Raw genomic sequence first — 19,732 nt, 5'->3', positions numbered from 1 at the left:
TTGACGAGGGGATGAAACGGCCCGGTAGCCGTTTTTGACCTATGCCATTGCAATGCCTGATTTTCTGTAAAATATGTTAAGATACGCAGGCAGCAAAGCAGCGCGATCATCGCTGATTTGCCGTCCTTTGACCAGTGACCAAGGAGACTAAGAAGATGGCAGCAGACCAAGCGACCCGTCAGGCACCGGAACTGGTTGGATTGTTCGAAACAAAAGACAGCTTTGATGCCGCGGTTCGGGAATTGCGCGACAGCGGATTTTCGCGCACGGATCTGTCGGTTTTAAGTTCCCATGAATCGATCGATGTTGCCGGGGCGGATGGTCGGTCCTGGTCCGATGTGCTGACCGCACTGGTCGGTGAAGCGAAATATGAGGTGCCGCTGGTGGCATCGGGAGCCATTGCGCTGTTTGGCGGGGCGGCAACCGCGCCGGTGGCACTTGCGATTGGTGCCGGTGTGGGCGCAGTAGCACTGCGAGAATTTATCGAAGAAGTGACATCCACTCCGCATACCGAGGATTTCGCACGTGCGATCAATGCCGGTTCTGTAATCCTTTGGGTGCGGATTGATCCCGACAAGGACGATGCAGAAGCCAAGGCGACCGCAATCCTGAAAAAACATGGTGCGGAAAATATCCACCTGCACCAATCATGAAGATTTCGAGTCGGCTCGATTTATGTCAGAGCGCACAGGAAGGATAGCTGATTCCACCATGCATGTTGATCATGTTTTGTTCTAAAATAAAGGATCTTATTCCTGTTAATGCACAAAAAAGCAACGATTTTCGTTGCATACAACATGTAGTATCGACTTGAATCAAAAATAACTTGATGTAGATGGTTTGCAGTGGAATCCTGTAAATGAAAAGAGCCGAAATGCTGGCGGCATCTCGGCTCTTTGACATAATCCGTGCAACAGCTGAGACTGCCGCACGGCAAGGTATGTACTAACAAGGTTCATACTAGGAATCTTATTTACCTTGGTCAAGGCTGTCTCTGGTTTTAGGCAACAGGAGTTTTGTCATGACTATGAGTAAGGCTAGTACAATAACAGCTCAAGTACAGTGCATCGTGAAAACAGATCGGTATGATCCTCATGAGAGGATCACACATGTGGGTGGCATTAACCCAAATGGTACGCGATGGAAGTTGACACAAGTTGATGCAATTTCTGGCATCGAAAGCGGGAAATACCGTTTTTATGTTCACCAATCTGGTCGATCAGTGAACGTAGTCATCGCGACAAGTCGATATGGTAACAAATACCTTAAGACTGAGGCAGACGGCGACCAACCTAACAATCTTCTGAGTTTGCCTACTTGCCCTTGAAACTGACAACTGATTAAGCCCCTGACCACTGTCAGGGGCTTTTTTGCGCTGCAACATACGGAAAACGCTACGTAATTTTTCGGTTACCGTTAACGTCACCTTTGACCCGGGGCGCGAAGCCTGATTTATTGGGCGGTCCGGCGGGATGGCTCCACACCTGATTGCCGGAACACAGAATACAGGTCCTCACCGCTTTCCAACCCACCACGCAAGCGTCAGTGAAAATACATGTCAGATTCAGAAATCAAGGTTCGTGACCGTGAAGCGCTGCTGTTTCATTCAAGTGGCCGCCCCGGAAAAATCGAAATCACTCCGTCGAAGCCGCTGACCACACAGCGCGATCTTTCACTTGCCTATTCACCAGGTGTGGCGGTGCCATGCCTCGAAATTGCCAAGAACCCGGCGACGGCCTATGACTATACGTCCAAGGGCAATATTGTCGCCGTAATCTCGAACGGTACGGCCGTTCTGGGACTTGGCAATCTGGGTGCGCTGGCATCCAAGCCGGTAATGGAAGGCAAGGCGGTCCTGTTCAAGCGTTTTGCCGATGTTGACGGTTTTGACCTAGAGGTATCTACCGAAGACGTCGACGAGTTCGTCAATTGCGTGCGCTTCCTTGGCGCGTCGTTTGGCGGGATCAACCTTGAAGACATCAAGGCCCCGGAATGCTTCATCATCGAGCAACGTCTGCGCGAACTGATGGATATTCCGGTCTTCCATGATGACCAGCATGGTACAGCAATTATTGCCGCATCCGGCCTGATCAATGCCTGTGACCTGACAGGGCGCAAGCTTAAAGACATCAAGTTGGTCATCAACGGTGCGGGTGCTGCGGCCATCGCATGTTGCGAACTGGTCAAAAGCATGGGGGTGACCCCCGATAACGTCATCATGTGCGATTCGCGCGGGGTGATTTACAAGGGCCGTGAAGACGGCATGAACCAGTGGAAATCGGCGCACGCGGCCGAAACAGATGCCCGCACGTTGGAAGAAGCAATGGACGGGGCGGATGCGTTCTTTGGCCTGTCGGTCAAGGGCGCGGTTACCGCAGCCATGGTCAAAAGCATGGCCAAACAGCCGATCATCTTTGCCATGGCAAACCCGGACCCGGAAATCAGCCCGGAAGAAGTCGCTGCGATCCGCAATGACGCGATCTGTGCCACCGGGCGTTCGGACTATGCCAACCAGATCAATAACGTGCTTGGTTTCCCCTATATCTTCCGCGGTGCACTTGATGTGCAGGCATCGACAATCAACGAAGACATGAAAATTGCCGCGGCCCACGCGGTGGCGTCGCTGGCGCGTGAAGATGTTCCTGACGAGGTTGCGGCGGCTTATTCCGGTCGTCGCCTGCAATATGGTCCGGAATATATCATTCCTGCACCGTTTGACCCGCGTCTGATCATTGCGGTGCCCAAGGCCGTTGCGCAAGCCGCGATGGATAGCGGTGTGGCACGTCGCCCGATCATCGATATGGCCGAATATGAAAATCAGCTGCGCGGGCGTCTTGACCCGACGGCGGCACATCTGCAGCTGATTTCCGACTATGTACGGGCGCATCCGAAACGTATCGCCTTTGCCGAGGGCGAAGAAGAAACGGTTATTCGGGCAGCTGTGGCGTATCGCAATTCCGGTTATGGTACCCCGATCCTGATCGGGCGTGAGGACCGGATCGCGGAATCGGCCAAATCGCTTGGTATTGAAAGCCTTGAGGGCGTTGAAATCAGCAACGCGGCACTTTCGCACAAGAACAAGGAATATGCCGAGTTCCTGTATGGCCGCCTGCAACGTAAAGGTTTCCTGTGGCGTGATTGCCAGCGCATGGTCAACCAGAAGCGCAACGTCTTTGCCGCTGTTATGGTGGCAAAAGGTGATGCGGACGGCCTGATTACCGGATTGACGCGCAACTTCCATCGCAGCTTTACCGATATCAGTTCGGTAATTGATGCCAAGCCGGGTGAAATCCCGATGGGTCTTTCGATTGCAATTGCCAAAGGCCGCACCGTGTTTATTGCGGATACGCGCGTGCATAACATGCCTGATGCCGAGCAGCTTGCCGAGATTGCGATCCAGGCGGCCGAGAAAGCCCGTCAGCTTGGTCATGAGCCACGCGTGGCGATGGTGTCGCATTCGACGTTTGGCAACCCCTGGAGTGCTGATACGGACCGTATCCGCGAGGCGGTTGGCATCCTTGAACGCAGCAATGTCGACTTTGAGTTCGATGGTGATATTGCGGTGGATGTGGCGCTTGATACCGAACTGTTGAAGCTTTATCCATTCTGCCGCCTTTCCGGCCCGGCCAACGTGCTTGTAATGCCGGCCCTTCATGCGGCGACAACAGCATCAAAGCTTCTGGATAAGCTCGGCGGTGGTACGGTTGTTGGTCCGGTGATGATCGGGCTCGAGAAGCCGGCACAGATCACCCAGATGGGCAGTACGGTCAACGACCTTGTCAATCTGGCTGCATTGGCCGCACACGAGGCCGAACACGGCTAAACCTCAGCAAAACAATATTTTTGAAATGGCGGAATTGCGGATGCAATCTCCGCCATTTTACTTTAAGAGGCTGTTATATAACAAAAAACAACCGTTAATCGTGGGAACGAGACGTTGGAATTTATACACAAATGGCGCATCGGATTTTGTGCCGTTCTATTGATGCTGGTTGCTTGCAATGAATCCGGGCCATTGCCGGAGATCGTTACAGCCAGCTTGAAAGAGTCTCATGAAGAAACCCTGATCGGGTTAGTATCGCATCTTGAAGATGTCACGATTTCGGGGATCGAACCGATTGCCAGTGATCGCAGTCGGGTATCGGTTCGGTATGAACTTGTGTTTGACATGGATTTCTCCCGAGCCATCCGCATATTGGCCGATCCGGGTTCGGTTTCCGGGGGTGAACGTGAACGGTTTCGGGATCATCTTGGTATTATTGGAACTGTCGAATTGACAGGGCTAACCAGTTTTTATGGTGAATTTGAAAAAGGTCAGCGCTTTAACGTGATCCGCGAGATCGATTTCGTTAAGATAAAAGGGAAATGGGTTGGGCAACCCTGACGATTGATACTGGTTCGTTACCGGCATATCGACCCGATTTCTGCCACATCGGACTGTAATAGGTCAGCGCCATAGACCGCATTCAGGTACAAGGAACTTATAGATGCAGCGCATCAGCCGTTTTTTTGCATTTTTCCTGATTTTGCCGTCGCTGGCGATATTGTCTGCCTGTGATGATGCGACGACGGAAGGGCCAACCGGGGATGAAATCACCACAGCAGTGATCGAACGGTTTCGTGATGATCCGTATGCCAAAGTCGGCCACGTTGAAAATGTGACCAAGACCAACAGCATCAAAGAAGCAAATGATGAAACGACCGTCATGGTGCGTTACGAGCTGGTATTTGATCGTTCGATTGCCGATTTCGCAGATGATGTGACGGAAAAGGGTAAGTCGGCCGGTGATCTTGATACGGTTGGCAATACGGTCAGCGAGGCGATCGACCTCGTGAAGACCAAGATGCTGGCCCTGAAGGAAGGCTATTTCAAAGCCGGTGACCGACGTATCGTTGAAAGTGAAATCAGGCTGGTCAAATCCGAGAAGGGCTGGATTTACAGGCCTTAAATCCGCAATATCCTTCGTCAAATAAAAAAGGGACCCGCTTATGCGCGGCCCCTTCTTTTATACATGGTCTGTGCAATCAGTCTGACAGCAGAGCCAAGAGATTTGGCGGTGGCGGAATGTCACCGGATGCAAATCCGATCCCGTCAAATGCCTCCAGACCGTTTACGCGCATGATCGCATGCAGCGAGTCGACATATTCTGCACCGCGCTCGGAATATTTAGTCAGGGTATCCGCGAGGTCCCAACCAAGCACCACTTCACCACCTTCGCGAAGCTTGGCGCGCTCGGCCCGCAATTCGGCATATGCCGGATGCGAGTTGATGTTGCGTGCATAGGCACGAACACTATCGATCAGGCTGTTGAACGACTTGATCACATGGGTTTTGCCTTCGGCACGGTCCTCGGGAACGATGCCTTCTTCATCCCAGGCCCACTGACCGAACAGGGCATTACCCTTACGCACGAACCGGGAGGTGCCCCAGCCGCTTTCTTCCGCTGATTGTGCAAGCATCAGCGATGGCGGAATGATATCGATGCGCTCAAGCAGTGCAGTCACACCACCGTCGGTTACGCGATAGCGTTTGAGCATCTGGTCGACCCATTCTTTTTCAGCCGAGCTGATCGGGTCACCGGAATATTTCTTGCTCTGGATGGCCATCAGGCGTTCGCGACGTGCCATGATTTCCTCGTTCACGCGCAGAGAAAGAGGCAACATGATACGCAGGAAAATCTGTTTGCGTTCGTCAACCGATGCCAGATCTCGCAGGCCTTTCGGGACGCGTTTAATATAGACGCGCGGAATTTCCTGTACACCCGACAGGCTGTAACCGATGCTTTGATAATACTGGTTAAGCGCGATCACTTCCGGATCGCGGCGGTAGAGCGATTTGACGTTTTTCTTTTCCGGCGCAACGGTGGTTGCAGCCACTTCATCAAAGCTCATTCCTTTTGGGGGAGGGGTCACATCCCATCCGCCAATAATACCAACATACAGTAATCCTACTGCTCCAAACACTGAAGCAAGCGCAATTTTACGGTAACTGCCTTCTTTTGCGCTATTCATTATGTTTCTCCAGATCAGTAAAACTGTCGGTTCAAAAGAGCCGTTATCTATGCCCGTCCGCAGGTTTAATCGCAACCTGCAATATCACAAAGGTTAATTTTCCCTTAACCACGTTTGCGTTGGGCGCGGAATGACAACGCCCGGCATCGCGTTTTGTGCGCGCCGGGCGGAAAAAAATTTTGCGAATCGGGAAATCAGTCAGCCATGACTGGTTCAACGGCCTGAACTTCAGGCACGTAATAACGTAGCATGTTTTCGATACCCATTTTCAGCGTCGCGGTGCTGCTGGGGCAACCGGCACATGCGCCATGCATTTCAAGGAAGACAACGCCATCTTCGAACTTGTGGAAGACGATATCGCCACCATCCTGTGCCACGGCCGGGCGCACACGGGTATCAAGCAGTTCCTTGATCTGACTGACCAGTTCATCGTCGCCATCGGACGCAGTGCTTGCACCTGTGGCCGCCCCGGAATTCTGATCCAGAACTGGCTGTCCCGAGGTGTAATGCTCCATGATACCGCCAAGGATTTGTGGCTTCAGCGTCTGCCAGTCCTTGGCATCATCCTTGGTAATGGTGATGAAATCACCACCCAGAAACACCCCGGTGATGCCTTCAACTTCAAACAGCTTTCGGGCCAGCGGTGATTTCACATCAGCATCGGTTACCGTGAAGTTGGCGGTGCCCTGACGGCCCATGACATCCTCGCCGGGTAGGAATTTCAGTGTCGCCGGGTTCGGTGTCGGTTCGGTTTGAATGAACATGTCGGCTTGTCCTCTCACTCTGGGTGCCGGGGCAAAACCTGCCCGCACGGCGTTCCCTATTTCATCTGGTTAGGCCCTAAATGGGGCAAAAACAGGAAAAGATCAAGTCTGAGCGCGCAACTCAGGTATTCGTGATCTGATACCCGATGTTAGGGAGCCAGTTTTATCGCTGCAGGATAGAGCTGATTTCACGCATCTGGGTGCGGGCGCGAAGCAGGTAAAAGCCAAGCCCGGCCAGATGATTGGGAAAAATAATGCCATCAGCCGAACCGTTGACGACTACCATCGGATCAAGTGCGGCAGCAGCCTGAAGCGATCCGATCATTTCTGCCCAAGCTGGCGCAACCTGACGTTCATTGATGACCTGTTCGAAATCCGTACCCAGATCACGCAGGATCAGGCTGTAAGCGTAAAGACGCCCCTTGGTGGCGTAGAATACGTCATCTGCCGTGCGATCAAACAATGACGGGTCTTCGACCTTGTCATCAATCAGGGCCGAGGCGGACCCAAGGTCATTGGCAAAACGATTCAGGGTTTCCTGCAGATTGTCGGCACGGCGTTCAAAAACGGCCTGACCGTCTGCCAGGCGCTGGTTGTAACGGTCAAGTGCGGCAATTGCCTGACGGTATTGCTGTTCGGAGGTAACCCCGGGCAATAGGGATATGCTGGGATCAAAAACCCATTTGTCGCCGCGGAATTTCAGGAGCCCAGCGGCATCATCCAGATCCGGATCGACCTGACTGGATCCGCGAGTACGACCGATCTGATCGGACAGTTCAATGGCAAAGCGCGACAGGGCATAGACAATACCGGTCTGAAAGTTCGGCATGTTGTCCAATGCGGCACTTGGTAGGAAGAAGGGATCGTTTGCCGTCCAGCGGTTCTGATTGATTTCCCGGTTAATCAGGGCGGACGCGGTGCTGACCGAATGACTGCCACCTTGATAGTTACCTGTGAAATCAGGATTATCATCGACCTTGTGCACGATGGCCATGCCGACCGGATAATAAACGACAGCAACCAATACAATAACAGCAAGGCCACGCAGCCAGAGCTTGCGCGATCCGAAAACACTTCTCATGCGTGCTCCGAAGCCGGAAATGCCGTCTTTTTTGTAGAGATAATCGTCTTCAATCATGATCCGTCCCGGTCAATGTCTTACCGCATGAAACTAGGTTGTCATTGCCGTGACGGCAAGTCCATGATTTTACATATCGATCCGGATATAGCTTTCTGCGGTGCACATTGACAACACGGTCTCAAGATCGCGTTCTGATAGGGCGATGCAGCCCTCGGTACCGCTGTAGTCCGGTCGGGCAATATGCATGAAGATTGCCGAACCCTTGCCGGGGACAGGTGGATTGTCATTGTGTCCAAGCACGACAATGATGTTGTAAAGCCCGTCTTTACGAAACAGCTTTTCGTGGCTGGCATCAAACGGCAGCTTTACAGGTCGGTTGTAATCGGGATGGGCTGGATCATCGCACCAGCCGTCTGAAAAGGAAATCGTCGTTACCGGAAGATCGGTGTGTGGGCAGGGCCGACGATCCGAACGATACATGACATAATGCAACCGCCAGATTCCTGCTGGAGTTTTGCCGTCTCCTTCAGTCTTGGCATGGGAAGATACCATGCCGTTTTTCCCAAGCGCACAGCAAAATTCCCTGTCTTCAAAGTGCAGCAATCCATCTGTCGAGACAATCATTTCGACAGGTTCGAACGGGGTAGTGAGTAGCAGGTTACTTTGCATCGGTTCGAAACTCTAAATCCCGGATACATTACGTATTGATCTCAGGGCGCTTTGGAGAAAATCGCGGGAAGATGCTGAAAAACAACAAAGGTAAATTTGTGGCAACGCAGTCTCAGCGGCAATCAGGTTACGCAAGGTTGATACGGTAATATTTGCGGCCAGGTCCTCGGGGTAACCAAAAATACCTGTGGAAATGGCGGGAAAGGCAATGGATCGCAGTCCGTCCTGCCGGGCGAGGAGAATGGAATTCCGGTAACAGGATGCGAGAAGTTCGGCCTCACCCTGATCTCCGCCGTGCCAGACAGGCCCGACTGTGTGGATCACATATTGGGCTGGAAGGTTGAATGCTGGCGTCAGACGGGCATGGCCGGTTGGACAGGGGGCCAAGGGTTTACATGCGTGCGTTAGTTCCGGCCCGGCAGCACGATGTATGGCACCACAAACACCGCCACCTGGCAAAAGAACCTCGTTCGCAGCATTTACGATGGCATCGACTTCAAGGCCGGTAATATCGGCTTCGACGATATGTATCGTAGCGGATGGAGTTCGATATGATCGCTTGTCAGAAGACATAGACACGGAACAAATCCTTTGCCTGATAGATCCCCCACCAATTGAGATTATGTATTTTTTTGGTTTCGTGTCAAAATAAGGACGCCCCGCACCGGAAGAACCGGGCGGGGCGGTTAAAGCCATTACACATCAACCGGCTTATTTGCCGAGACGCGTCACACCTTCTTCAATCAGTTTGGCTGCTTTTTCAGCGCCTTCCCAGCCGGTGACTTTAACCCATTTGCCTTTCTCAAGGTCTTTGTAACGCTCGAAGAAGTGCTGAATCTGATCGCGCAGAATTTGCGGAAGATCTTCATGGGATTTGATATCGGTGTAATATGGATCGATTTTATCGTGCGGTACACAGATCAGTTTTTCATCCTGACCGGCTTCATCTTCCATCATCAGCACGCCAATCGGACGGGCGCGGATAACCGAACCGGCGACGACAGGCTCGCGGAACATGACCATGGCATCGACCGGATCTCCGTCAAGGCCAAGAGTGTTCGGGATGAAACCGTAATTGACCGGGTAATACATCGAGGTATGCAGGAAACGGTCAACGAAGACAGCGCCGGAGTCTTTGTCGACTTCGTACTTGATCGGCCCGCCCTGCGGGATTTCGATGACGACGTTAACGTCCCAAGGAACATCTTTGCCAACGGCAATCTTGCTGAGATCCATTTGGGAAAATCCCTTTCGCTTTTTTACTGTGCCCTAGGGTACAGACTGAATTTGCAGCCTTCGGTGGTACCAAGACCAAATTACCGAAGATGAATGGTGCAGCCTCTTTTATCTCGAAAATTCGGCAGTTCCAAGGCTTCGCACATGCATCATTGGTCGAAATTCATGCGGTAGCCGATTCCGGAATGGGTTGCAATGTGTCGGAACGAGGAAGATAGCGATTTTCATCGTTTATAAGCTGTTGGAAGTGATGGTTATTGTTTTGTGATCCCGTATGCCGTGAGGCAATTTTACGACCATGATAAAGATGCAGAACTGGTGAACAATACTCTACATTTTTACGCTTCAGACCGGACCGCAGTAGACGAAGAACAAAATCTGAATCCTCAAGGCCGTGGCCTTCATAGGCCTCGTCGAAGCCACCAACACGTTCAATATCTTTACGGAAAACCGCCAGATTGCAGGTCTGCGCCTTGCGCCAGCAAGCCATATGTTTCCATAACCATGGCCCTTTATGAGGTAGTCTTACAAACTGGAACGGGCGATTACAAAACCCGAATAGCGCGATTAAGAACAAAGCCGACCGCGGCCATTTATGGAATGCAATATTTTTGGCCATCAGGTATTTGGTTAGTCGCTTTTTGATAAAGACTCGTTTGCCCGCGACCAGACAGCCTTCTTCTGCTGCATTACGGTGTCGGGCGACAAAGTCGGGCATCACACAGCAATCGCCATCGATAAAGATGACAAGTTCACCTTCGGACATGGAAATCGCACCATTGCGCGCGCGCGCAACGCGAAAGCCTGCGTCTTCTTGCCAGAAATGTTTAATAGGTAAAGGGCAATTAGCTGCAAAGTCTTCAATAACCTGACGTGTTTCGAAGCTTGATCCGTCATCTGCGATAATGATTTCAAAATTGCGATCTGATTGATCAGCAAGTGAATATAGGACCAAACGCAACGCGTTAGGCCAATTGTAGGTCGTTACTACGACCGACACCAATGAAGTCATTTCCCCCGAAATTCCCCAACGTCTGTTTTGCTAAAACAACTTGTCCCAACTGTTATTTTCTTACTTATTAACGTGACTACTCAAGCAGGACAATGGACAAGTCAGTTAAAGCTTTTTTCTCTCGACAGTGATGCCGTATGCGGGTTGATCAATTCGCGGATCCAGTTGGCGGTCGCAATTACGGCGGGGTCCTTTTCCCTTGCCGGGCGTATGAGTAGCCGGTACCACCAATGCGATACGAAATCGGGGAAATTAAGCGGTACCAGTTCGCCGCGGTCAACAAAGTTGCGCGCAACGACATCAGTGCTGGCGACGATCCCCTGACCAGCGCGAGCGGCTTCGAGTGCCCAGATGTGATGGCTGAAGGTCCAGCAATCATCGAGCGAGAAAGTTGCCTGATCAAACCAGTTTGCAATTTGGGAAAATTGTTCGCTATCGCTGTCGATCAGCAGGATATCGCGTGGGCCGAGTGAACCGACATTGATATTGCAAGGATCAAGCCCGCGCTTTTCCAGCCATTCCGGCGCGGCAAAAGCATTGTAAATTTCGGGTGTGAGAAGTTCCGTGACCCAGCCATCCAGACCCGGCAAATCTTTTGGCGCGATCTGAAGCGCGATATCAATTTCCAGCGGATCGAGATCATCATCAAATTCGATTTTGCGAAACTGGACAGGGATGTCGGAGGGCATGCGGGCCTGCAGGCCGCCAAGCTCGTTCAGCAAAATCGTCAAGGCAGGGGTTGCCAGTGCACCGATGCGGATTGCCTTTCCCTTGTCCGGGCCAACTTCCCCGGTTATGTCTGCAATGCCGTCCAGTGCCTCGGTGAGGCGGGGCAGTAGCTGTATTGCCGATTTCGTCAGACTTAAACCACGTCCCTTACGGACAAACAGGACAACGCCGAGGCATTCTTCGAGTTGTCGAAGCTGGTGACTGATCGCACTTTGCGTGACATGCAGTTCTTCGGCTGCCGCCTTAACACTTTGGTGGCGGGCGGTGGCTTCAAAGGCGACAAGCGCGCGTAATGGGGGCAGTTTGCGGCGCATCGAACATTTCCGTAGGACAAGGTTTTTATGGTTCGTTCCTGTGTAGCAGGCCTGAAAGTGGTTTGGGGCAAAAAATTCTCATCAATCGCTGAAAAGTCCTCATTCGTATTTTTCAATTTTTGCGGGCACACTGATGAATGAAAAGGGTTTCCGGCTGATCAATAGATAGTCTCCTTGCGCCACCCCGCAGCAGTCTCCCCGTTGTCGGAAACCCCCTTTTTACTTCAGTGATCAGGATCAAAGGTAATGACCGGGACGCTTTTGCGCCTCAGCGGTAATTTTCGCGGCGTTTTATGGATGACAGCGGCGATGGCATCGGGCGTTTTTGTCGATGTCTGTGCCAAGCTGGTATCCCATGATGTGCCGACCGCACAGATCCTAGCCATGCGTGCGGTAACCACAGTGGCTGTATTCTTGGTCATCCTGACGTTTATCGGTACCCGGTCAATCCGGACCAAGCGGCCCTATGCCCATCTGGCGCGCGGGATGTTGTGGTATGGATCGCTGTTTTTTGTGTTCTTTGCACTTCGGCAGATGAGCATTGCCGAGGTTAATGCCTATCTGTTTATTGAGGCATTGCTGACCGTGATGCTGGCGGTTGTGATACTGGGTGAAAAGCTGACAGCGCGCAAAGTGACTGCCACCGTGCTTGGCCTTGTCGGTGTCTGGGTGATGTGTGTGCCGAAGATGGACGGGTTTGGCGTGCCGCTCGGCGTTGCGGCCGCCCTGATCGGGGCATTCTGTTTTTCCGCCCAGACGCTTTTTGCCAAAGTGATGACCCGGACAGAGACGAATTTTTCAATGCTGTTCTGGCCACAGATTGTTGCCATTGTCATCTGGGTGCCGGTCGCGGTTATCATGTGGCAACCAGCCGCCCTTGCTGACTGGCTTTATTCCGCCGGGGCAGGTTTTTTTGCCATTCTGACCAATTATATGGTCCTGCGTGCTGTCCGGGTGGCTGATGCCAGTGTCATTTCACCGGCGGCTTATACGGCCTTGCCGTTTTCAGTGGCGATGGATCTGATCTTTTTTGACATGTTGCCCGTGCCCGTCATTTTTATCGGTGCAGGGATTGTTGTGCTGGCGGTTGCATTGCTTGACTATAAAGGCGGCGCAAAACCGGTACCTGTTGCTCTCGCAGGGCATGACAATGACGATGATGATAGCAAGGTCGCGACGGCAAAGGTTTAGCGCACACCCGGTTATGTCCAATGCGGGTATGCGCGATTTTCTCAGTTGATTCCTGAAGATGTATCGCCATGCAATTTGCGGGAATCGTCCGGTGTTTGCGCACGTTCATGCATTCCGTAGTCACGTATGACATGGGCGACACGCAGCCGATAATCATCGAAAATCCGGTTGCGGCCTTTGCCTTGGGCAATGCGGTGTTCCCCGACATTGCGCCAGGCCATGACGGTCTTTTCGTCGCGCCAGAAGGACAGAGATAAAACTTTTCCCGGTTCGGTAAGGCTTTCAAACCGTTCAATCGAGATGAACCCGTCGATGGTTTCAAGGATCGGACGCAGGTCACCGGCGATCGAGAAATATTCGTCACGGTGTTGTTTGTGGGGCAGGACTTCGAAAATGACGGCAATCATGGCTTGATCAGCTCCGCATGCGGGGTGGAAGCGATTTTGAAGAACTGGCGTTCTTCGCGCAGGATGAACTTTTCGCGTTGGGCGAACTCATAGTTTTCACGGCCCAACGGATCTTGCGACAGGCGTGCACGATAAGCTTCATATGATGCCAGATCGGGCAAATGGTAGACACCATATGCGGTCGAGATCGATCCTTCATGCGGGGCGAAATAGCCGACCAGATCAGCCCCGCAACGCGGGATTGCCTCGCCCCAGTTACGGGCATATTCGACAAAGGCGTTCTTTTTGTAAGGATCGATTTCATAGCGGATGAAACAGGTGATCATTTTCAATTTCCCTGGATAGTTGATCGTTTTACGATTTCGCAGAAGGTGATGTGGATGCCTGCCAGAATGTGCGCGGCAGATTGATGATGGCGACGCCGACGAGCGTGCAGAGGATACCGGCAAGAACCGGCGGGCTTATGGTTTCACCAAGCAACAGGCTGCCAAGCACTACGCCGATCCCGGCACGCAGATAGCTTTGACTGGCAACCCCGATTGATCCGAGCGTGCGCAACAGCCGAAAATAGATCAGCAAGGCAATTGCGGTACAAAAGACCGACAGGGCAAGCGTTGCCAGAATGGCGGGTATTGAAGGTGTTATGGCCCAGGGTTGATCCAGCACCAGACTTGCTGGGACCAGAAAGATGCTGGCCCAGATCATGGTTGCTGCGGCGGTTACCGTCGCTGGCAGGGTATTGAAGCGTTTGCCATAGATCGCAGCCCCGGCATAAAGGATCGCCCCGGTAATAATGGCGATTTGCCCGCCGAGATGTAGCCCAAGCCCGGTAAGCGCACCGGGGCCGACAATCAGCACCACACCTGCAATGCCAAGGCACGCACCGGCAAGACGAAACCGGTCAATCCGCTCATGCCGTGTCAGAAGGGCCGTGATCAGGAATACAAAAACCGGTGACGTCGAATTCAGCACACTGGCGAGGCCGCTTTCGACATGTTGCTGTCCCCAGGCTAGGACGGTCCATGCGCCGAGGCTGTTGAAAACCGACTGTATCAGCAACATGCCGATAACCTTGCCATCACGTGGAAAATGTTCGCCACGCCAGGACATGATGGCAAAAAGAAACAACGATGCGATGCCTACCCTGATTGCGATCAGGGTGACCGGCGGGATATCTGTCAGCGCGATTTTGATAAACAGATACGACGACCCCCAAAGCAGGGCGAGCACAACCAGCAAACCAATTTCAAGGGGCAGCGATATTTTGGACGGTGTCATTCGGATCTCCGGGCAGGGGCAATTCCGAACAGATAACCGATTGCTGGTAGTCAATGCTTCGATTAACATCGAACTATGAAAGAAGGACCCGATATTGCCCGCGTGGCTGCATTGCTTGGCGATCCGGCGCGCGCGAACATGCTGACCGCTCTGATGAGTGGCCGCGCCCTGACTGCTGCCGAACTTGCACAAGAGGCTGGTGTGACGCCCCAAACGGCAAGTTCGCATCTGGCAAAGCTTGAAGCCGGGCAGATCGTTACCCCGCGCAAACAGGGGCGGCATCGTTATTTCACGCTTTCAGGCCCAGATATTGTCGAGGCACTGGAAGTCCTGATGGGGATTGCCAGCCGAGTTGGCCATAACCGGGTGCGAACTGGCCCGAAGGACCCGGAATTGCGCAAGGCGCGAGTCTGTTACGATCATCTGGCTGGCGAAATGGGAGTCGCCCTTTTTGCCGCACTTGAAGAACGTGAACTGATCGCCATTGATCATAATGGTGTGATGCTGACCGATGCAGGGGCGGATTTTGCCGCCGGGTTTGGCATTGATCTTATGGCGTTGCGCAATACGCGTCGGCCGCTATGCCGAGAATGTCTGGATTGGAGTGCACGGCAATCACATCTGGCCGGGGCATTCGGGGCGGCATTATTGAACCGGTTCTATGAATTGGGTTGGGCGCAGCGCAGCCGGGACTCGCGTGTGGTCCGCTTCAGCCCGGAAGGCGAAAAGCAGTTCCACACGCTTTGTGACGGTCAGGAGCCCGCGGCAGGAAGAATCAGTTGAGATGATCCCCTAACCCTGCCTCAAAGGCTTTGGGCGAGTTTTTCAAGCTGATCGGCACAAATGCCCCAACCTTCATGAAAGCCCATTTCCTCGTGCGCCTTTCGGTCTTCTTCGGACCAATGGCGGGCGATTGCGGTGTAACGGGTTTTATCGCCTTCATCGGCAAAGGTGACGATTGCGGTCATGAATGGCTTTGCCGACGGGACCCACGCACTTGTATAGGCGTCGGTCAGGACGATTTTTTCATTTTCAACGATTTCAAGATAGATACCCGGATTGGGGAATTCATCGCCTTCGGGGTTTTTCATAACAATCAGGGTTGATCCACCGGGGCGAACATCCAAGTCGACCCGGGCAATAGTCCAGGGTTTGGGAACAAACCATTGTTTGAGCAATTCGGCATCGGTCCAGCAGCGGAAAAGTTTTTCGCGCGGGGCATCAAGCAGTCGGGTCAGGCTCAGTTCATGTGTTTCCGGTTTAAAATTCATGATGGCGCTCCTCTTCTGATTGAGGAGGTAATTTAACAGCCGATCAGTGACGAGACAAATGATGGAACGATTTCACTGGCAGCCCCGTAGTGGCTGTATTCAAACAATGTTGCACCATTGCTTGGCTCCAGATTGAGTTCTACGGTTTCGGCACCTGATTCCTTGCCGGCCATCTGCACAAAACCGGCTGCCGGATAAACATTTCCCGATGTCCCGATCGAGATGAACAGGCCGCAATCGGCCAAGGCAGTATAAATGCGTTCCATTTCCAGCGGCATTTCCCCGAACCAGACAACATGCGGGCGCAGTCCGCCCGGCTTGGCGCAGGACGGGCAGGGGATGCCCAGATCGAGCGGCTTGGACCAGTTGGTCAAAAGATCACAATGATTGCAGCGGATTTTCAGTAACTCGCCATGCATATGGATCAGGTTTTTTGACCCGGCCCGGTCATGCAGATCGTCAATATTCTGGGTTACCAGAAGCACATCACCCGGCCATTCTGCTTCGAGCCGGGCAAGAGCCAGATGTGCCGCATTGGGTTGAACGGCCGGATCAAGCAAGCCTGCGCGCCGGTCATTATAGAAATGATGCACCAGATCGGGATTATTGATGAACGCCTCGGGGGTTGCGACCTCGGAAATGTCATACCGTGCCCATATGCCATCGGGATCGCGAAAGGTATGCAGGCCGCTTTCCTTTGATATCCCGGCTCCGGTCAGAATGACAATCGCGGCAGCATCAGCGCGCAGAATATCGATAATATCAGGGCGAAGTGGCATGGTGGTTTCCATTTGCAATGTTGCAATTGGCTCAGCCTAGCGCCAGATCGCACAAAATGAAACGGCCCCGCCGCGTCTGTGGCAGGGCCGTTTGTAAAACCCGATCCGCTAAAACCGTTTTGTATTCTGCTTTTTAATCCGCCAACTGATCAGGCGGATGTGTCGATGTTGCTGCCCGGTTCATCGCTTTTTGCGGTTTCCTGACCAGCCGGGTTTTTGGTAACCCCGACCATTGCCGGCCGTAGCAGGCGTCCTTTGAGCACATAACCCGCCTGCATTACCTGGGCGACATAGCCATCGGGATAGGCGGGATTCGGCATTTCGAACACGGCCTGATGCTGGTTCGGATCAAGCTTTTCACCCAGCGGTTCCAGCTTTTCGATGCCATTCTGCTCGAACGCCTTGAGCAGGGACTTTTCGGTCATTTCGACACCGTCAATCAGGGTCTTCATTGCCGGGTCGGCATTGGCATCGTTGCCCGCGGCTTCAAGAGCACGGCGAAGGTTATCGCCAACATCAAGAAGATCACGGGCGAATTTTGTGACGGCATAGTTGCTGGCGTCTTCGACGTCTTTTTTGGCGCGGCGACGGGTGTTTTCCACCTCGGCGGCGGCGCGCAACAGACGATCCTTCAATTCGGCAACTTCGGCCTCAAGTACGGCAACGGGATCAGCATTCGCAGTTTCGCCGCCTTCTGCTTCGGCATCCATCGCCTCTGCTGCGACATCTTCAACGGCAGCTTCGTCTGCGCGAGCAGCGCCGCTCAGATCTTCCGGGTTATTCTTTGCGGTTTCCGACATGGCTAACCTGTACCTTCAATTTGTGTGGCCTGACACGCAGCGCCAACGTTTATCCAATCAGTCGCCCGACCAGCTTGGCGGTGTAATCGACCAGCGGAATGATCCGGGCATAATTGATCCGGGTCGGTCCGACAACCCCGATTGCGCCCACAATGCTGCCTTCGGCATTCTGATAAGGCGAAATCACCATCGAAAGTCCCGATCCGCCGAACAATTTATTCTCGGATCCGATGAAAATCTGCACCCCTTGGGCAATCGTGGTGACATCAAGCAATTCAATCATCTGATCGCGTGCTTCGAGCACATTAAACAGCCGTCTGACAGTTTCGAGCTGTTCGATCGTGTCGATATTTTCAAGCAACTGCGACTGGCCCTTGACGATCAGGGACGAACCCTTGACCCCGCCTGCCCATGTCGCAAGCCCCGCATCAATCAGGCCTGCCGATAATTCGTCAAGTTCCTGTTTGATGCGGTCGCGTTCGAGACTCATCAATTGCCGGGCGTCATCAAGTGTCTTTCCGGCCAACCGGGTATTTAGATAGTTCGACGCTTCTGTCAATGCCGAGGTCGGCAAATCGGGCGGAACATCAAGGATACGATTCTCGACATTGCCAGTTTGCGACACCAGAACGGCAAGAACCTTGCCCGGTGAAAGGGCAACAAATTCAATCTGCTTTAAACGGATGCCATCGGTTTTAGGAGCAACGACAAGCCCGGCACATCGTGACAGGCCCGATAGCATGCTGGTGGCTTCGCCCAGCATCTGATCAAGCGAATAGCCCGCCTGTTCACAATTCTTGGTCAATTGATCGCGTTCGGCATTCGGCAAATCGCCAACTTCCATCAGGGCATTGACGAAAAGACGCAGGCCTTTTTCGCTGGGTAACCGACCCGCCGAAATATGGGGAGCGACCAGAAGTCCCATTTCTTCAAGATCGGACATCACATTGCGGATGGTTGCCGCCGAAAGATTTTCCGACATGCGGCGTGCAATCGACCGCGAGCCAATCGGTTCGCCGGTTTCGACATAGGCATCGACGATCTGGCGAAAGACTTCGCGGGACCGCGCATTCATATCGCCCAATAATGTGTCGTCAAACAGCGCCATGTCCAACCTGTCAAAACCAAATGTGCTGCGTGGAATTTAGTGAGGTGTCAGGCAGGCGTCAATGAAGCTGGCAGATTGGAATGGCTCATCCGATATCCAAAGTTGGACACGGATCAGCAACTTGATCTTGAAACCCGTTGAATTCGTCTCGAATCGGGCTTGGTCACGGTTTTTTCGATCACAGACGGGAGATGTTCCTGCCGGGTTTTTGCCGTTATTTTCCGGGAAACTGCTGGACCTTTGCGGCGATGCTCAGTAGCTTTGGCCGCAATTTCAGCTATCGTTGATCAGCCGTAAAGGCCGATCCGATCCAGAACAAAGAGGTTTAGACCCCATGCGTCCATCCGGCCGTAATTTCGATCAGCTTCGCGACGTTTCCATCGAAACCGGTGTTTCCAAATATGCTGAAGGCTCCTGCCTGATCAAATTTGGGGATACCCATGTGATTTGTACCGCGACGGTTGAGGATAAGGTGCCGGGCTGGATGCGTAATTCCGGCAAGGGCTGGATCACTGCCGAATACGGCATGCTGCCGCGCGCAACCGACAGTCGTATGCAGCGCGAGGCCGCGCGCGGTGGTCAGTCAGGACGTACTCAGGAAATCCAGCGTTTGATCGGTCGTTCGATCCGTGCGGTGGCAGACCTCAAGGGCATGGGCGAAATGCAGATGCGCCTTGATTGCGACGTCATTCAGGCCGATGGCGGTACGCGCACCGCATCAATCACCGGGGCCTATGTTGCGGCCCATCTGGCGTTTCAGGGTGTGCGTCGCCTGGGTTTGATCAAAGAAATCCCGTTGACCCAGCCGGTTGCAGCAATTTCCTGCGGGATTTATCAGGGCGAAGCGGTGCTTGATCTTGATTATGCCGAGGACAGCAATGCCGGCGCAGATGCCAATTTCGTCCTGGCGGGCAATGGCGGCATTGTCGAAGTTCAGGCGACAGCCGAAGATGTGCCGTTTTATCGTTCTGCTTATGACAGGATGTTTGAACTGGCTGAAAAAGGTTGCAAAGAACTGTTTGCCAAACAGCGTGCGGCCATAGGTCTTTAAGGATTTCCTCGGGTGGGGCATTTGCTGTCT

23 protein-coding genes are annotated in these 19,732 nt (G+C 53.0%); 8 read left to right on the top strand and 15 right to left on the bottom strand.

Translation table 11 applies throughout. From position 1 onward, the window contains the following. Positions 1 to 155: 155 nt before the first annotated feature. From R1T41_RS07460 to R1T41_RS07445, 5 genes are all read left to right on the top strand, one after another. Positions 156 to 653 carry a hypothetical protein gene (locus R1T41_RS07460; protein ID WP_317340975.1) on the top strand — a complete coding sequence of 166 codons (498 nt, stop codon included), beginning with the start codon at positions 156 to 158 and terminating at the stop codon, positions 651 to 653. 368 nt (positions 654 to 1,021) lie between these two features. After that, positions 1,022 to 1,327, top strand: a complete 306-nt coding sequence (locus R1T41_RS21955; protein WP_411045553.1) for a DUF3892 domain-containing protein — start codon at positions 1,022 to 1,024, stop codon at positions 1,325 to 1,327. 228 nt (positions 1,328 to 1,555) lie between these two features. Further along, positions 1,556 to 3,823 (top strand): NADP-dependent malic enzyme, encoded by a 2,268-nt coding sequence (locus tag R1T41_RS07455; protein ID WP_317340973.1) that lies wholly within the window; start codon positions 1,556 to 1,558, stop codon positions 3,821 to 3,823. 216 nt (positions 3,824 to 4,039) lie between these two features. Continuing rightward, on the top strand, positions 4,040 to 4,384 hold the full coding sequence (locus R1T41_RS07450) for a hypothetical protein (protein ID WP_317340971.1): 345 nt from the start codon (positions 4,040 to 4,042) through the stop codon (positions 4,382 to 4,384). 103 nt (positions 4,385 to 4,487) lie between these two features. After that, a complete protein-coding gene (locus R1T41_RS07445) occupies positions 4,488 to 4,949 on the top strand; it encodes a hypothetical protein (protein WP_317340969.1) in 462 nt (153 codons plus the stop codon). Positions 4,950 to 5,025: 76 nt separating this feature from the next. Here the strand turns inward: R1T41_RS07445 and R1T41_RS07440 are convergent, their stop codons facing one another. The 8 genes from R1T41_RS07440 to R1T41_RS07405 form a co-directional block, all read right to left on the bottom strand. Then, positions 5,026 to 6,012 carry a glucosaminidase domain-containing protein gene (locus R1T41_RS07440; protein WP_317340966.1) on the bottom strand — a complete coding sequence of 329 codons (987 nt, stop codon included), beginning with the start codon at positions 6,010 to 6,012 and terminating at the stop codon, positions 5,026 to 5,028. Between the two features lie 194 nt (positions 6,013 to 6,206). Beyond that, positions 6,207 to 6,776, bottom strand: a complete 570-nt coding sequence (locus R1T41_RS07435) for a NifU family protein (protein ID WP_317340964.1) — start codon at positions 6,774 to 6,776, stop codon at positions 6,207 to 6,209. Positions 6,777 to 6,939: 163 nt separating this feature from the next. Next, positions 6,940 to 7,914 carry a DUF2333 family protein gene (locus tag R1T41_RS07430; RefSeq protein ID WP_317340962.1) on the bottom strand — a complete coding sequence of 325 codons (975 nt, stop codon included), beginning with the start codon at positions 7,912 to 7,914 and terminating at the stop codon, positions 6,940 to 6,942. Positions 7,915 to 7,983: 69 nt separating this feature from the next. Continuing rightward, the gene (locus tag R1T41_RS07425) at positions 7,984 to 8,481 is read right to left on the bottom strand and encodes a L,D-transpeptidase (RefSeq protein ID WP_317341569.1); all 498 of its coding nucleotides are present in this window, start codon (positions 8,479 to 8,481) and stop codon (positions 7,984 to 7,986) included. Between the two features lie 57 nt (positions 8,482 to 8,538). Beyond that, positions 8,539 to 9,222 carry an O-acetyl-ADP-ribose deacetylase gene (locus R1T41_RS07420; RefSeq protein ID WP_317340960.1) on the bottom strand — a complete coding sequence of 228 codons (684 nt, stop codon included), beginning with the start codon at positions 9,220 to 9,222 and terminating at the stop codon, positions 8,539 to 8,541. A 15-nt stretch (positions 9,223 to 9,237) separates the two neighbouring features. After that, complete coding sequence (ppa, locus tag R1T41_RS07415) at positions 9,238 to 9,762, bottom strand: inorganic diphosphatase (protein ID WP_062950116.1); 525 nt, start codon at positions 9,760 to 9,762, stop codon at positions 9,238 to 9,240. A 163-nt stretch (positions 9,763 to 9,925) separates the two neighbouring features. Then, entirely contained in the window at positions 9,926 to 10,774 is an 849-nt protein-coding gene (locus tag R1T41_RS07410) for a glycosyltransferase family 2 protein (RefSeq protein ID WP_317340956.1), read from the bottom strand. Positions 10,775 to 10,875: 101 nt separating this feature from the next. After that, positions 10,876 to 11,817 carry a LysR family transcriptional regulator gene (locus R1T41_RS07405; protein ID WP_317340954.1) on the bottom strand — a complete coding sequence of 314 codons (942 nt, stop codon included), beginning with the start codon at positions 11,815 to 11,817 and terminating at the stop codon, positions 10,876 to 10,878. A 246-nt stretch (positions 11,818 to 12,063) separates the two neighbouring features. On the opposite strand from R1T41_RS07405, the gene R1T41_RS07400 reads away from it, so the two are divergent. Continuing rightward, the gene (locus R1T41_RS07400; RefSeq protein WP_317340952.1) at positions 12,064 to 13,008 is read left to right on the top strand and encodes a DMT family transporter; all 945 of its coding nucleotides are present in this window, start codon (positions 12,064 to 12,066) and stop codon (positions 13,006 to 13,008) included. A gap of 41 nt (positions 13,009 to 13,049) precedes the next feature. Here R1T41_RS07400 and R1T41_RS07395 read toward each other — a convergent pair whose 3' ends face one another. Genes R1T41_RS07395 through R1T41_RS07385 form a run of 3 tightly spaced genes read right to left on the bottom strand, consistent with a single transcriptional unit; the run spans position 13,050 to position 14,693 of the window. Then, positions 13,050 to 13,415, bottom strand: coding sequence for an antibiotic biosynthesis monooxygenase (locus R1T41_RS07395; RefSeq protein WP_317340951.1), 366 nt, complete (start codon positions 13,413 to 13,415; stop codon positions 13,050 to 13,052). After that, positions 13,412 to 13,741, bottom strand: coding sequence for an NIPSNAP family protein (locus R1T41_RS07390; RefSeq protein WP_317340949.1), 330 nt, complete (start codon positions 13,739 to 13,741; stop codon positions 13,412 to 13,414). The genes R1T41_RS07395 and R1T41_RS07390 overlap by 4 nt, the downstream gene beginning before the upstream one ends. A 28-nt stretch (positions 13,742 to 13,769) precedes the next feature. Further along, a complete protein-coding gene (locus R1T41_RS07385; RefSeq protein WP_317340947.1) occupies positions 13,770 to 14,693 on the bottom strand; it encodes a DMT family transporter in 924 nt (307 codons plus the stop codon). 75 nt (positions 14,694 to 14,768) lie between these two features. Here R1T41_RS07385 and R1T41_RS07380 point away from each other — a divergent pair, with 75 nt between their 5' ends. Beyond that, positions 14,769 to 15,476, top strand: a complete 708-nt coding sequence (locus R1T41_RS07380; RefSeq protein ID WP_114109279.1) for an ArsR/SmtB family transcription factor — start codon at positions 14,769 to 14,771, stop codon at positions 15,474 to 15,476. A gap of 20 nt (positions 15,477 to 15,496) precedes the next feature. Here the strand turns inward: R1T41_RS07380 and R1T41_RS07375 are convergent, their stop codons facing one another. From R1T41_RS07375 to hrcA, 4 genes are all read right to left on the bottom strand, one after another. After that, complete coding sequence (locus R1T41_RS07375) at positions 15,497 to 15,964, bottom strand: SRPBCC family protein (RefSeq protein WP_317340945.1); 468 nt, start codon at positions 15,962 to 15,964, stop codon at positions 15,497 to 15,499. Positions 15,965 to 15,996: 32 nt separating this feature from the next. After that, on the bottom strand, positions 15,997 to 16,743 hold the full coding sequence (locus tag R1T41_RS07370; protein WP_317340944.1) for an NAD-dependent deacylase: 747 nt from the start codon (positions 16,741 to 16,743) through the stop codon (positions 15,997 to 15,999). A gap of 149 nt (positions 16,744 to 16,892) precedes the next feature. Next, complete coding sequence (gene grpE / locus R1T41_RS07365; RefSeq protein WP_317340943.1) at positions 16,893 to 17,543, bottom strand: nucleotide exchange factor GrpE; 651 nt, start codon at positions 17,541 to 17,543, stop codon at positions 16,893 to 16,895. 49 nt (positions 17,544 to 17,592) lie between these two features. Further along, positions 17,593 to 18,651 (bottom strand): heat-inducible transcriptional repressor HrcA, encoded by a 1,059-nt coding sequence (hrcA, locus tag R1T41_RS07360; protein ID WP_062950135.1) that lies wholly within the window; start codon positions 18,649 to 18,651, stop codon positions 17,593 to 17,595. Between the two features lie 334 nt (positions 18,652 to 18,985). On the opposite strand from hrcA, the gene rph reads away from it, so the two are divergent. After that, entirely contained in the window at positions 18,986 to 19,702 is a 717-nt protein-coding gene (rph, locus tag R1T41_RS07355) for a ribonuclease PH (RefSeq protein ID WP_317340941.1), read from the top strand. Positions 19,703 to 19,732 lie beyond the last annotated feature (30 nt).

This window comes from Thalassospira lucentensis (assembly GCF_032921865.1).
Lineage (GTDB): Bacteria > Pseudomonadota > Alphaproteobacteria > Rhodospirillales > Thalassospiraceae > Thalassospira > Thalassospira lucentensis_A.
Note: the sequence above shows the minus strand (reverse complement) of the source record. Positions and strands in the feature narration are given on the sequence as shown.

Excerpts from the sequence above, each read along its gene's own strand:
- R1T41_RS07460 (WP_317340975.1), top strand. The coding sequence starts at position 156 with ATGGCAGCAGACCAAGCGACCCGTCAGGCACCGGAACTGGTTGGATTG.
- R1T41_RS21955 (WP_411045553.1), top strand. The coding sequence starts at position 1,022 with ATGACTATGAGTAAGGCTAGTACAATAACAGCTCAAGTACAGTGCATC.
- R1T41_RS07455 (WP_317340973.1), top strand. The coding sequence starts at position 1,556 with ATGTCAGATTCAGAAATCAAGGTTCGTGACCGTGAAGCGCTGCTGTTT.
- R1T41_RS07445 (WP_317340969.1), top strand. The coding sequence starts at position 4,488 with ATGCAGCGCATCAGCCGTTTTTTTGCATTTTTCCTGATTTTGCCGTCG.
- R1T41_RS07440 (WP_317340966.1), bottom strand. The coding sequence starts at position 6,012 with ATGAATAGCGCAAAAGAAGGCAGTTACCGTAAAATTGCGCTTGCTTCA.
- R1T41_RS07435 (WP_317340964.1), bottom strand. The coding sequence starts at position 6,776 with ATGTTCATTCAAACCGAACCGACACCGAACCCGGCGACACTGAAATTC.
- R1T41_RS07430 (WP_317340962.1), bottom strand. The coding sequence starts at position 7,914 with ATGATTGAAGACGATTATCTCTACAAAAAAGACGGCATTTCCGGCTTC.
- R1T41_RS07425 (WP_317341569.1), bottom strand. The coding sequence starts at position 8,481 with ATGATTGTCTCGACAGATGGATTGCTGCACTTTGAAGACAGGGAATTT.
- R1T41_RS07420 (WP_317340960.1), bottom strand. The coding sequence starts at position 9,222 with ATGGCTTTAACCGCCCCGCCCGGTTCTTCCGGTGCGGGGCGTCCTTAT.
- ppa (WP_062950116.1), bottom strand. The coding sequence starts at position 9,762 with ATGGATCTCAGCAAGATTGCCGTTGGCAAAGATGTTCCTTGGGACGTT.
- R1T41_RS07410 (WP_317340956.1), bottom strand. The coding sequence starts at position 10,774 with ATGACTTCATTGGTGTCGGTCGTAGTAACGACCTACAATTGGCCTAAC.
- R1T41_RS07405 (WP_317340954.1), bottom strand. The coding sequence starts at position 11,817 with ATGCGCCGCAAACTGCCCCCATTACGCGCGCTTGTCGCCTTTGAAGCC.
- R1T41_RS07400 (WP_317340952.1), top strand. The coding sequence starts at position 12,064 with ATGACCGGGACGCTTTTGCGCCTCAGCGGTAATTTTCGCGGCGTTTTA.
- R1T41_RS07395 (WP_317340951.1), bottom strand. The coding sequence starts at position 13,415 with ATGATTGCCGTCATTTTCGAAGTCCTGCCCCACAAACAACACCGTGAC.
- R1T41_RS07390 (WP_317340949.1), bottom strand. The coding sequence starts at position 13,741 with ATGATCACCTGTTTCATCCGCTATGAAATCGATCCTTACAAAAAGAAC.
- R1T41_RS07385 (WP_317340947.1), bottom strand. The coding sequence starts at position 14,693 with ATGACACCGTCCAAAATATCGCTGCCCCTTGAAATTGGTTTGCTGGTT.
- R1T41_RS07380 (WP_114109279.1), top strand. The coding sequence starts at position 14,769 with ATGAAAGAAGGACCCGATATTGCCCGCGTGGCTGCATTGCTTGGCGAT.
- R1T41_RS07375 (WP_317340945.1), bottom strand. The coding sequence starts at position 15,964 with ATGAATTTTAAACCGGAAACACATGAACTGAGCCTGACCCGACTGCTT.
- R1T41_RS07370 (WP_317340944.1), bottom strand. The coding sequence starts at position 16,743 with ATGCCACTTCGCCCTGATATTATCGATATTCTGCGCGCTGATGCTGCC.
- grpE (WP_317340943.1), bottom strand. The coding sequence starts at position 17,543 with ATGTCGGAAACCGCAAAGAATAACCCGGAAGATCTGAGCGGCGCTGCT.
- hrcA (WP_062950135.1), bottom strand. The coding sequence starts at position 18,651 with ATGGCGCTGTTTGACGACACATTATTGGGCGATATGAATGCGCGGTCC.
- rph (WP_317340941.1), top strand. The coding sequence starts at position 18,986 with ATGCGTCCATCCGGCCGTAATTTCGATCAGCTTCGCGACGTTTCCATC.